Below are 12200 nucleotides of genomic sequence, written 5' to 3'. Positions count from 1 at the left end.
GGGGCGGCTTCAGAATTCGGAAAATATTGCCCGTTAAGACTTTTGTCCTATCGCAGACGTTGGCTCGCAGCCAGCAAGAAGATCTGGGTATCCGTATTTCGTGGTTGAATTCGTCTTGTGCGGCGCAACGTATCGTGTGACGCGGGTGGTTGGAGGGCGCCGAACGGCCAGGATGGGCCATTCGGCCGTCGCGCCACTCGGACGGTCAGACGTCGGCTTCGCCCAAAAAAGAGGCCATTCAACTGACGAGATGAACGTTCCTTCATCGGTCAAAGTGGACAACCGGTGAACATGGCTCGACCAAGTCTCAGCCCTGATATGCTTGCCTGGTTCGTATTCCTTCCATGCGATTGCACTTGCTCATGGCACAGCGCGGACTTGCGAGAGGGAGTACTGCAGGTCAAAAACTATGGCGCAGCCCGATTACTGTACCGAACTGGTTATTCCCGGGCAATACTGAGCCGTCGTAGCCGTTAGCGCCAAGTGCTGAGCCGCCATTGTTCTTTGTATAGGAGGCCGTGATGTAGGCGTCAGTGCGCTTGGAAAAGCGATAGTCGGCTGACAGCACAAAGGAGACAGGGTCTTTTGCCGAGGTCCGGTCATTGGTCTTATAGGCTGCACCTGTTAATGCAAAGGATGGCGCCAGATTCCAGTTCACACCTGCCCAAAGAAGGTCCGTTCGTGGCATCGATGTCACGAGTTGACTTACTAACCGGCGATAACCCACATACACGCTAACAGGATTTATATCGAGAGCCACCGCTCCCACATAGCGACGCTCGGTCTTACCATCCGTAACGGCAGAACTGCCGTTGAGTTGGTCGTAGGCACCGCCGACGCGGAATTTGCCGGCCTGATACGTGAACCCAGCGCTCATATCCCGTCCAACTCGACTGTTTCCCGGAACCTCGGAACCATTGGCCACGCTTGAATCGACACCGAAACTGTAGAGTGCCGCAACCGTCAACCCGCCGAACGTACCGGTGTATTTCGCTGAGTTATCGGTTCGCCCCGCCAGCCAGGCGTCGTGATTGAACGACGAATACTTTGGAGCGAACAGCATCGGGTCGAATGAGATGATCAGATCGAAGAGCAGGTTGTGATGGCGGCCGAGCGTAATCTGTCCAAATCGGCTGCTGTCTATACCAACATATGCTTTTCGACCGAACAGCCGTCCGCCTTGCACGGCCATGCCAGAATCCAGAGCCATGCCGCCCTCCAGCACGAATACGCCTTTCAGTCCGTTCCCGAGATCCTCCACTCCGCGCAGGCCCCAGCGACTGCCGGCAGTGTTCCCGGAGGTCATGCGTACCAGACTATTGGCTTGGCCGGCTGCATTGGGGACATGGTTCAGAAACTCCACGCCCGCATCTGCCACGCCATAGAGAGTGACGGACGATTGTGCATGGGTGTACGAGCAGGCAGTAGCGATTGCGGCTGCAATAAGCGTCCGTTTCATAGGGCAACTTTCATTCTGGGCTGCCACCCGGATTGGGCGGTGTTTTCAGAGGGTCAGAGGGATGGCAGGGCTGCCACCCCTCATGGACGGATCTTGGCGGCTATCGATCCCGTCCCGACGGGGCCGCCTATCGTGCGGCGGGTTAGCCGCTCTTTCGTTTGGAGCGCTTCCGCCCAACGCCGATTTGCATTAGGTCATCGCCTACAATCAATTGGCCGGAGAAATTGCGTTGAGCGCGCATTAGATTCTCTTTCGGCGCATGGCCCGGCGCGATATGCGACAACACGAGCGTCTTGGCACCTGCCGCCTCCGCGACTTTGCCGACGTCGTCGATTGATGTGTGCGAACTGAGCAGGTGGTTCTTGAATGCCTCCTCCTTGGCTGTGACGGGCGGCGGAAACAAGGCATCGACCCATGCGACATCTATCACCTCATGGACGAGGACATCCACGTCCTTGGCAAGCCGAATCAGATTCTTACTCGGGCATGTGTCACCGGAAAAGACCACCGACCCATCATCGGTATCGAAACGGTAAGCGTAGGCTGGCCAGATAGGGAAATGGTTGACGAGCGTCGCGGACACGCGGACGCGATCGTCCTCATGGATGACGAAGGGTGCCATTTCGGGTTCGGGCGTTTCATTCGGGCTCTTGAAGCCCGGAATGTGCGGGAGTTTGATGTCGTGGACCTTGATGAGCTCACGCAGGTCCTGCCGGCCAGCATCTCGCAGCCTGTCGTTGATATCCACCGCAAACGCTTGATAAAGATAATTGGTCATATCGACCGTACCAGGCGTGGGATTTTCAGGATTGACCAGTGCCGGCTCTTTCCGGGGAGGCTGACCCGGAGGAGTGAAAATTGGCTCCAGTTGGCCGCGCGGTCCTGGTCCATAGACGTGCACCGGCTGCTTCACCCCGGTCAGGCCGTTATACCAGCCAAAGAGGAACAGGTTGAAGTAATCAACCGTATGGTCGGAGTGCAAGTGCGTCAGGAAGATGCCTCGCAGATTCTCCATACCGGACATGCCAGACACCAAGTTATTTTGTCCCAATCCAGCCTGCTTATATCGCTTGCCGACGCCGTCACCACAGTCGACGACATAGACGGCATCGCCTACGACCAAGGCCGATGAAATGCCTTCTCGATCACAATTCGGCCACCAAACTGGTCCGCCGGCAGTGCCAAGCAGGACCAACCGCGTATCGAACTGCTGCGCTGCAACTTTCGATGCGGAAACCGCTGCTTCACGGTTGGACACCTCCGCGGCATTTAAGGGCTGCCCGACCAGTAGTGGTAGTCCAGCCGCACCTGCGAGTTTCCATCCAGACTTAAAAAAACCACGGCGGCTCATGCCAAGCTCAAGCGCTTGGCCAATACAATCACACATTGCGTCTCCTCCTGACTGCCACGCCAATCGTTGTTGGGTCGATGCCGTTGGCTGCTCTTACCAATTCGCTTGCCTTATGTAGCGAGCAATACCCCTTTGACTGAACAGAGAACTTATGCGGGACATCCTTTCTGCCTTGCCTATGGCTTTGGGGTTGTGCTACACAGTTTCGCGCGTCAGTGCCCGCCACTCACTCGGGGAGTAGGCGAGTCCTCGCACCAACCGACGCATGTCGTCAGTTGGCGATTGACTGGCGCCTTCCCCTGGTCCTTCAGTGCATTGCCTTACGCACACCTTCATCGACGAGCGGACGATCCTCGCTGGCGATATGTAGGGCCGCACTGGGCGGACGGACATCCCTACATTCCTTGTGAATGACACCGTCCTTCATGACCAGCGCGATACGATTCGGATCGGTGAGAATGCTCAGGTCTTCTAGTGGGTTGCCATCGATCAGGACAACGTCGGCGATGAAGCCCTCGCGGAGTTGGCCGAGCTCATCCGGACGCATCATGATCTGCCCGCCAAGTTTGGTGGCCGCCAAGAGCGCTTCCTTAGGCGTCATTCCGATGTAGTCGACAAAGTACTGCAGATCATTTGCATTGGTGCCATGCGGCAGCCATGCAAAGCCGTAGTCGCCGCCAGGAAGGATACGGATGCCGCGCTTGTGCATCTTCGAGAGGGTCTCCGAGGCAATCTCGAGCTCGCGCTTATAACCCATTCTTGCAGCGACCTCGGGCGTGATGCCATATTCAGACGCGTTGAAGCAAGTCCTGACAAGCCAGCCAATACCGGGCGCCACAAAGTGCTTGTCCTTGTTGGCCTCCAGCATGTCGAGCGCCTCTTCGTCGGCGAAGCTGGCGTGGTAGACCAGTTCCAGGCCGTGACGAACACATTGTTTGACTGACTCGCTCGATCGTGCGTGCGCTGCGACCCGCTTGCCGTAACGTTTTGCTTCGGCAGCCAGCATGGCGACTTCCTCTTCCGAGAAAGGCGACAGTTCCGCAGGCAAGCCTGCAATGTATTCGCCGGACAGATTGATCTTGAGATGATCGACGCCGTACTTGATGAACGTTCGTGCGGAGCGGCGAATTTCTTCGGGGCCGCTGCAGACGCTACCAAAACTCAGCGCTTCAAACGGCAGGTGCGGCAGGGTGTTGTCGCCGAGACCGCCGATGGTGGTGATTTCCTGGCTGCCTGCCAGATAGCGCGGACCAGGGAACTCCCCCGCGTTGACGGCGTTGCGCAGGACGACGTCAAGCCGAGGCTTAGCCGCGGCAGCACCAATGGCAGAGGTCCATCCCATGTCGAGGTACCGCTTTGCGACGCGCACACACCAGAGGATGTGCTCCTCGGGGGGCATGAACTGGATGGCCGACAGCGAGGGCTGGTCGTTCCAGGAAAAATGCGTGTGTGCCTCTGTCATGCCGGGCATCAGGAAACGGCCGCGACCGTCGAAAACGCGCGCGTCCGGCGCGTCAATTTCCTGGTCGCCTCGAACGATGGAGGCAATGCGGTCGTCTTGAATCAGCACGGAACCAGTATAGGGGTCCGAGCCGGTGCCGTCGAAAATGGTGACGTTGTGGAATACTGTTTTGGTCATTGTTGTCTCCTCCAAACTGGTTTAGCTTTGATCGCGGTAGAACTCGCGCAGCAAGTTGCCGCACTCGATCGGTTTTTCGAAGGTTGTCCAGTGTCCGCAACCGGTCAGGACAAAGACGTTGGCGCCAGCGATGCGTTCGCCCATGGCCTGCACTGTAGCGGGCGGCGCAACACCGTCCTGGTCCCCCGTCACCAATAGCGTTGGGACGCTGATCTGTTCAACTTGCGCCGGCTGGGCCGCCGCCAAGGCTTCGCAGCTTTGGGCGTAGCCTTCGGGGGGCTGACGCATCACACTTTCCCTGACCAACGCCAGGACAGCGGGTTGCTGCTCCTTCGTTTCGCGGCTGGTCGCGCCGTTGACGATGGCATCGGCGATTTGCTGCATGCCGCTAATTCCCTCGCGAGCTAGCTGGGCCCTGGCATGAATGGCAGGCCTGCCTTGCTCAGGCGGAGCGAGTAGGGGCCCGAACAAAGCTAGACTCTGAACCCGCTCAGGGAACGTCACTGCGAAGTGCTGGGCAATGATGGTTCCCAAGCTGTGAGCAGCCACGTGAACCTGTTGCGCGGCGAGCGCATCCAGGGTCGTTGCGATCGCAGCGACATAGCCTGCAATGGAGAGTGACTCGGCGGGCAGCGCGGAACGTGCGCTTCCCGGAAGGTCGATTCGGATTACCTTGAAGCCTTCCATCGCGGGAAGGACTGGAGTCCAGGTGTTCGAAGATCCGCCAAGACCGTGGATGCACAGCAAAGGCTGGCCATCCCCGTATATCTCGACGGCGAGGCCGTTGATCACTTCGGTCGTCATTACTCCACCTCGTTGACCAGGGTGCCCAGGCCAGTGATCTCAATGCGCATGACATCGCCGGCCTTTACGAATTTCGGCGGGTTGAAGCCAATGCCGACACCTGCGGGGGTGCCTGTTGCGATGACATCGCCGGGCTGCAGCTCGATGCCGGCAGAGATGGTCTCAATTAGCGTGGGAATGTCGAAAATGAGCTGGCTGGTGTTGGACTCCTGGCGCAGTTCGTCGTTGATCCAGCACTTCACGTCAAGATTTTCGACGTCGACTTCATCTGCCGTGACGAGATACGGGCCCATCGGGCAGAAGCCGTCCAATGACTTGCCAAGGAACCACTGTCGGTGTGTCTTCTGCAGGTCGCGGGCGGTGAAGTCATTCACTATGGTGTAGCCGATGACATGCTTGTACGCGTCTTCCTTGCGGATCGCACGGCCGGCCTTGCCGATGACGACTGCCAGTTCTGCCTCGTAATCTAGTTGCTTCGTCACGTTCGGGTGGCTTGGTACCTTCTTGCCCGGGCCAATGACCGTTGAGGCGGGCTTTGTAAAGACAACCGGCGCTTCTGGGGCGTGCTCACCCTCCTTGGCGCTGCTGTCGAAGCCGGATTGCGAGAATTCTTTCGCGTGCTCGTGGTAGTTCTTGCCGACGCAGAAGATATTGCGGCGCGGCTGCTCGATTGGGGCGAGCACAATCGCCTGCGAGAGGGGCTTGCCTTCGCCGGTGGGCGCCAGGCGGTCCTTGATTTCGGGAAAGACATGAACCAATTGGATCATGTCACCAATGAACCCAGGAACCAAATCCTGGAGCGGCCAATACTGCTGAGACTCAGTGTTTACCAGTGAAACTAGCTTCCCCTGCGCGGTTTGGAGCGTTGCAAATTTCATGTCATCCTCTTCTGAAAGTGCCAAATTGGTCTGGACGTGGATCACAATGTAGTACCATAAAAGAACCAACGCAAGACACTTCGCAAAAAATATTGACCAATTGGTACTGCATGCTAGAATTTACGCATTACAAGTGACTGAACAGCCTGCCGTGAGCGAAATCGAAGTGAGCCAAGTGGTCCGCACCAATGGGGCGAAGGAGCTTGCCCGCTATCTGGTTGAGGAGATCAGCAATGGAACGTTGGCCGTGGGCATCAAGCTGCCCGCCGAGCGAGAACTCAGCGAAAGATTCAATGCTTCGCGTGGTGCCGTTCGACGGGTCTTGGGAGAGCTGAAGAGCCGTGGACTCATCACGCAAGTGGTCGGCAGCGGGACCTTTGTGGCCGCGGCGCCAGAGACAACTCCCGCGGCTGCGGCTGGCAAGGGCATTGGGGCAATCAGTCCTGCTGAGTTGATGCAGGCACGGCTCCTGATCGAACCCATGCTGCCGTCGCTAATAGTCCAGTATGGGACGCCGCAGGACTTTGCCCGCATGGACGAATGTATCGAGCGCTCAGAAGAGGCGAAGACGGTAGAAGAGTTTGAGCACTGGGACGGGGCTCTGCATGAAGCTCTTGCCGTGGCGACTCACAACAACTTCATTCGGCAGATTCTGGAACTGGCCACGCAAGTTCGCGAGCAAGGCGAATGGGGGCGGCTAAAGCAGCGTTCGCTAACCCCAGAACGGCGTACCACCTACGAGGAACAGCATCGGGCCCTGGTGAATGCCCTGAAGGACCGAGACGAGGTTACTGCGCGCCAAGTCATAGAGCAACACTTGCTGCAGATACAACGGAACTTGTTCGGACGATAACCATCATCTAGCCAATTCACTGTCATAGGATTTTGCTCCTGCTGGGGGCAATCGAACTGCGGTTGCAATACCAGAGTCGATGCACTTCTGCAGAGCGGGAACTCCCTGCTTGCCGCGCGCGGTCAACTGTTGCCCGGCGGCTTTGGCCGAGCACCTGTCGAACGCCGCGAAAAGAGCGAAGACCGTTGTACCTTGAAAGCTGCCGTTAGCCGGACGAGAGGGCGAACGGCAGAGGGGCGAACTGGGACAGCCGACCCGCCTGCGAAATCGTGTTTCCGATTTGTTGGCCCCTTGCATTGCAGCATTCAATGAGGGCATCAACCAGCGAATGCGGGCACCCGAAAATCTCTCAGTTTCGAGCGCCTATCTGCGAGCGCCGAATGCCTGCCGCATCTGCCTTGCACGCTCAAGTTCGTCGCCGTGCAGGTACATGGACGTGGTGGCGATCGACGCGTGGCGCAGGTTGTCGCGCACGGCGGTGAGCTCAGCCCCGCGGGCCAGTGCGTGGCTGGCGTGACTGTGCCGCATCCAGTGGGGCGTTGCACGGCGCAGCTTCTCCGCCGCCACTGGGTGATCGGCTTCGATGGCGTCAGCGGCCTGCACAAAGAACCGCCGCAGCAAGCGCCAAAGATGAGCACCGGAAATGCCGACGGCGCCATCCTCGCCCAAGCTGCCCACCACGGGTGTCTTCGGGTTCCACCGCTCCCGGCTTACAGGCAATTGACGTTGCACCAGGTAGTGGTCGAGCGCCGTCGACGCGAGCGGCGGCACGGCAACCTTGCCTGGCTTTCCACCTTTGCCGACCAGATGCAGCCAGTGATCGCCGTGCTCGTCGAGCCGGACGTTAGCAAGTGTGGCTCCGACCAGTTCGCTGGCGCGCAGACCCGTCGCATAGCCGAAGTCGAGCAGAAAGCGTAGGCGCTGCGCCGCCGGCTCGGACCAGCCGTAGGACCACTCCAGACCGTCCGCGATGGCCCGCAGCAGTAGCCATTCCCCTTCGGTAAAGCCTCGAGCCGTATCCAGCGCCGGTCGCGAGGCATGGCCGCGAACCTTGATGCCGGCAAACGGGTTGGCCAGCACGTAGCGCTGCTCGATGAGCCACCGGAACAGGGCCGACAACACCGTGAGCGCATAGGCGGCCGAGCGTGCCGACAGGCCACCTGAGAAGGGGCGCCACTCCACCGAGTCACGCGGCCGCGGCGGCCCAACCCAGCGCTCGCGCGGCGTTGGGCGCCGAACGAAAGCCCGGTACGCGATGGCATCATCGGTTGTCAGCGACGAGAGCGCCCGACCCCGCTCGACAACTGCCCAAAGGATCAGCCGCTCGGCTTCCTTGCGATACGCGCGCTGCGTGGCGGCTGTTTCGTGGAGCGATAGCCAGGCGTGTACCGCCTCATAATCGTTCGTTGCGTTCAGCGTGCAGGCCTCGCGCGGTGCGCGGAAGCTGCCCTGCGAGCCATCGACATCGCGCGGCACACGCAACTGCTCCCACGGCACGATGCCGTGGGGATGGCTGACGACAATCAGAGCCCGGGCGCGATCGGTCAGGCGCGGATGTGCGGCAAAGAAGGCCTCTACCTGTCGGGCGCCGGTCATGCCAAGCCCATCGATCGCTTTCCACCAGCCACGCCGGCGCGGGATTCTGACGGTCAGTTCCGAGAGTGTGCGGATGCCGTGCGCCTGCAGCGCCCTGACGGCCCTTGGCGAGAGCCATAGATCGATGTCGTCGCTGATTTCTGGCTGCGGAGTCGGCAACGTTGACAACAGCCGGATCGCGTGTTCGATGGCACCGGCACGTCCGTGCCGCTCTAAGGGGGCGTGCAGAAACACATTAGCCAGATCTGGTCGGTGGCGGCTGTTAGCGAACACGATGAGTTGCCGACGGATACTTCCCAATATCCCGCGCGCGGATTGGCCAGCGGCCTTGCGAGCCCCCAGGTAGTGCTCGACAGCCACGCGGGAACTGAGCCCTGCGTACCAGCCACGCAATGCAGCCAGCGAGTCGGCATCCGGGAAGCCGGTCGGAGTGGAAGCAGTGGTCTGGCCCGTTTTCATGTGGATCGGTTACGTTGCAGAAAACGCATAACGCGATAATACCCATTATCTCAGCACGACGATATAGACTGCACAATTTTCACAAACCTTACCCACGGAAATCGGCGTAGCGCCCCCCGCTGGAATCCGTTTTTTCAAGGAATGGCATGCCACGTCGTACCGTACTCTCCAACACCGAGCGAGAAAGTCTGCTTTCTTTCCCGGACAGTGAGGACGAGCTCATTCGCCACTACACGTTCAATGAAACGGACCTTGCACTAATCCGGCAGCGTCGCGGCGCTGAAAACCGGCTCGGGTTCGCCGTGCAGCTCTGCTACATGCGCTATCCCGGCATCATGCTGTCCGCCGGCGAGGAACCACCCCAAGCATTGCTCGAGATGGTAGCTCGTCAGCTACGCATCGCGCCATCGCATTGGGAAGACTACGGAAGGCGCGATAAGACCCGTAGAGAGCATCAGGCAGAACTGCAAGCCGTGCTCCAGATGCGTGCTTTCACAATGGCCGACTATCGCGCAGCAGTGCAGGCACTCGTCGAGCTAGCGCAGCAGACCGACAAGGGAATCATCTTGGCCACAGCACTGATCGATTTTCTGAGGCAGCAGGCGTTGCTGCTCCCCGGCGTCAACGTAATGGAGCGCATCTGTGCGGAAGCCGTGACGCGAGCAACTCGTCGCATATACCAGGTCTTGACCGAACCGCTCACAGATCACCACCGACATCAACTGGATCAACTTCTGCATCGCCGGCCCGATGGGCGCCTAACCTGGCTTGCCTGGCTGCGCTTACCTCCGGGCAAGGCCAGTTCTCGCCAGATGTTGCAGCACATCAATCGCTTGAAGATGCTACGAGCGATCAACCTGCCAGATGGAATCGAACGACTGGTTCACCAGAACCGGCTGCTCAAGATTGCCCGCGAGGGGGCCCAGATGACACCCTATGACCTTGCGAAATTCGAGCAACAACGCCGTCACGCAACGCTGACCGCGATCGTCGTTGAGGCTCGTGCAACGGTGACCGACGAAATCGTCGACCTCCATGACCGTATCCTTGGACGGCTGTTCAATCTGGCAAAGAAGAAGCACCGCGAGCAGTTTCACCTGTCAGGCAAGGCGCTCAACGACAAGATCCACCAGTACTCGAAGATCGGCCGCGCCCTTCTGAAGGCCAAAGAGAGCGGCGGCGACCCATTCGAGGCGATCGAAGCTGTGATGCCTTGGCACGTTTTCACGAAGAGCGTCTCGGAGGCCGAACAGCTTGCGCAGCCAGAAACCTTCGATTTCCTGCATCTGGTTGGCGACTACTTCTCCACGCTGCGTCGCTATGTACCCGAGTTCCTCGACATATTGAAACTGCGTGCAGCGCCGGCAGCCAGGGACTTACTGGCGGCGATCGAAACGATCCGGACAATGAACGCCAACGACGCCCGTAAGGTCCCGGCCGACGCACCGACCTCCTTTATCAAGAAACGTTGGGAGCCTCTGGTACAGACCAAGAACGGCATCGACCGACGGTTCTATGAAATGTGCGCACTGTCCGAACTGAGGAACCGCCTGCGTTCCGGTGATATCTGGGTTGAAGGATCGCGGCAATTCAAGGACTTCGAGGAATATCTGCTGCCGACCGAAAAGTTCGGTGCGCTTAGGGAGAACCGCTTGCTGCCACTGCCGGTAACTACCGATTGCGACCGTTTCCTGGAAGAGCGGCGCCGGCTACTGGAAATGAAGCTGGCCACCGTTAACCGGCTTGCCGCCGCAAAAAAGCTGCCGGATGCGATCATCACTGAGTCTGGCTTGAAGATCTCGCCGCTCGACGCCTCTGTCCCGATGGAGGCACAGACATTGATCGACCAGACGTCCCTCATGCTGCCACGCGTCAAGATTACCGAGCTCCTGATGGAGGTGGATGCATGGACCGGATTCACTCACCATTTCACGCACCTGAAAACCGACGAGCCAGCCTCCGATAAAACGTTGCTGTTGACGACGATTCTTGCCGATGCCATCAATCTCGGACTGACCAAGATGGCAGAATCCTGTCCCGGTACCACGTATGCCAAGCTGGCGTGGCTGCAAGCCTGGCATATCCGGGACGACACATATTCGCAAAGCTTGGCAGAGCTGATCAACGCGCAGTCGGCGCATTCATTTGCCGCGCATTGGGGTGATGGCACGACCTCGTCCTCAGACGGTCAGCGTTTCAAGGCCGGCGGGTGGGCCGAGAGCACTGGCCACGTCAACCCGAAGTATGGTTCGGAGCCCGGCCGGATGATCTACACCCATATCTCGGACCAGTATGGGCCATATCACACCAAGCTGGTGAACGTCGGCGTTCGTGATTCCACCTACGTACTTGACGGCCTGCTTCATCACGAGTCAGATCTGCGAATCAAGGAGCATTACACGGATACCAACGGCTTCACCGACCACGTCTTTGCCCTGATGCACCTGCTCGGGTTCCGATTCGCGCCCCGCATTCGCGATCTTGCGGAAACAAAGCTGTATATCCCAGGTAGCCCAGATGACTATCCGGCCGTGGCACCGATGATTGGCGGCACGTATCGGGAAAACCTGATCCGGTCTCACTGGGACGAGATTCTCCGCCTCGCTACATCTATCCGGCAGGGCACAGTCACAGCCTCCCTGATGCTGCGCAAGCTTGGCAGCTATCCTCGGCAGAATGGCTTGGCCGTCGCGCTTCGCGAACTCGGCCGCATCGAGCGGACGTTGTTCACCCTGGACTGGCTTCAGGATCTCGAATTGCGCCGCCGCACGCATGCTGGTTTGAACAAGGGGGAAGCCCGCAATGCGCTTGCGCGATCCATCTTCTTCTACCGTCTCGGCGAAATACGCGATCGCAGTTTCGAGCAACAACGGTATCGCGCCAGCGGACTAAACCTGGTGACTGCGGCGATCGTTCTCTGGAACACCGTCTATCTTGAGCGCGCTGTGCAGGCAATGGAGAGCCGCGGCATGCCGGTCGATCCGGCGCTGTATCCCTATTTGTCGCCCTTGGGGTGGGAGCATATCAACCTGACCGGCGACTACGTGTGGCGCATGAGCCATAAACCGGAAGCAGGAAAGTTCCGCCCCTTGCGGCGTCCAGCCGAGCGCTAACTCGCGTGGTCTTAGAGGGCAATATTTTCCGAATTCTGAAGCCGCCCC

At 59.1% G+C, this 12200-nt stretch carries 8 protein-coding genes; 2 read left to right on the top strand and 6 right to left on the bottom strand.

All coding sequences use genetic code 11. The annotated features are described in order from the left end of the window. Positions 1-400: 400 nt before the first annotated feature. The 5 genes from PTE31013_RS24545 to PTE31013_RS24525 form a co-directional block, all read right to left on the bottom strand. On the bottom strand, positions 401-1459 hold the full coding sequence (locus PTE31013_RS24545) for a porin (protein ID WP_080982279.1): 1059 nt from the start codon (positions 1457-1459) through the stop codon (positions 401-403). 142 nt (positions 1460-1601) lie between these two features. After that, positions 1602-2846 (bottom strand): MBL fold metallo-hydrolase, encoded by a 1245-nt coding sequence (locus PTE31013_RS24540; protein ID WP_150609222.1) that lies wholly within the window; start codon positions 2844-2846, stop codon positions 1602-1604. 271 nt (positions 2847-3117) lie between these two features. After that, a complete protein-coding gene (locus PTE31013_RS24535; protein ID WP_048994451.1) occupies positions 3118-4449 on the bottom strand; it encodes a metal-dependent hydrolase family protein in 1332 nt (443 codons plus the stop codon). 21 nt (positions 4450-4470) lie between these two features. Further along, positions 4471-5253 carry an alpha/beta fold hydrolase gene (locus tag PTE31013_RS24530; RefSeq protein WP_048994453.1) on the bottom strand — a complete coding sequence of 261 codons (783 nt, stop codon included), beginning with the start codon at positions 5251-5253 and terminating at the stop codon, positions 4471-4473. After that, entirely contained in the window at positions 5253-6131 is an 879-nt protein-coding gene (locus PTE31013_RS24525) for a fumarylacetoacetate hydrolase family protein (protein WP_048994499.1), read from the bottom strand. The genes PTE31013_RS24530 and PTE31013_RS24525 overlap by 1 nt, the downstream gene beginning before the upstream one ends. Before the next feature lie 151 nt (positions 6132-6282). Between PTE31013_RS24525 and PTE31013_RS24520 the strand changes: the two genes are divergently transcribed. Beyond that, complete coding sequence (locus PTE31013_RS24520; RefSeq protein WP_048994500.1) at positions 6283-6984, top strand: FadR/GntR family transcriptional regulator; 702 nt, start codon at positions 6283-6285, stop codon at positions 6982-6984. A gap of 363 nt (positions 6985-7347) precedes the next feature. On the opposite strand, the gene PTE31013_RS24515 is transcribed toward PTE31013_RS24520, so the two are convergent. Next, positions 7348-9039 carry a site-specific integrase gene (locus PTE31013_RS24515; RefSeq protein WP_048994454.1) on the bottom strand — a complete coding sequence of 564 codons (1692 nt, stop codon included), beginning with the start codon at positions 9037-9039 and terminating at the stop codon, positions 7348-7350. Between the two features lie 146 nt (positions 9040-9185). Here PTE31013_RS24515 and PTE31013_RS24510 point away from each other — a divergent pair, with 146 nt between their 5' ends. Further along, positions 9186-12152, top strand: coding sequence for a Tn3 family transposase (locus PTE31013_RS24510; RefSeq protein ID WP_048994455.1), 2967 nt, complete (start codon positions 9186-9188; stop codon positions 12150-12152). The last annotated feature ends 48 nt before the right edge of the window (positions 12153-12200 follow it).

It is taken from the genome of Pandoraea terrigena (assembly GCF_902459705.1).
In the GTDB taxonomy this organism is placed as follows: Bacteria; Pseudomonadota; Gammaproteobacteria; order Burkholderiales; family Burkholderiaceae; genus Pandoraea; species Pandoraea terrigena.
The sequence above is the reverse complement of the archived record's forward strand: the minus strand, read 5'-3'. Positions and strand labels throughout refer to the sequence as shown.

Bases quoted from the DNA above. Each gene is read 5' to 3' on its own strand.
- PTE31013_RS24525 (WP_048994499.1), bottom strand. From the start codon at position 6,131: ATGAAATTTGCAACGCTCCAAACCGCGCAGGGGAAGCTAGTTTCACTG.
- PTE31013_RS24540 (WP_150609222.1), bottom strand. From the start codon at position 2,846: ATGTGTGATTGTATTGGCCAAGCGCTTGAGCTTGGCATGAGCCGCCGT.
- PTE31013_RS24535 (WP_048994451.1), bottom strand. From the start codon at position 4,449: ATGACCAAAACAGTATTCCACAACGTCACCATTTTCGACGGCACCGGC.
- PTE31013_RS24510 (WP_048994455.1), top strand. From the start codon at position 9,186: ATGCCACGTCGTACCGTACTCTCCAACACCGAGCGAGAAAGTCTGCTT.
- PTE31013_RS24530 (WP_048994453.1), bottom strand. From the start codon at position 5,253: ATGACGACCGAAGTGATCAACGGCCTCGCCGTCGAGATATACGGGGAT.
- PTE31013_RS24515 (WP_048994454.1), bottom strand. From the start codon at position 9,039: ATGAAAACGGGCCAGACCACTGCTTCCACTCCGACCGGCTTCCCGGAT.
- PTE31013_RS24545 (WP_080982279.1), bottom strand. From the start codon at position 1,459: ATGAAACGGACGCTTATTGCAGCCGCAATCGCTACTGCCTGCTCGTAC.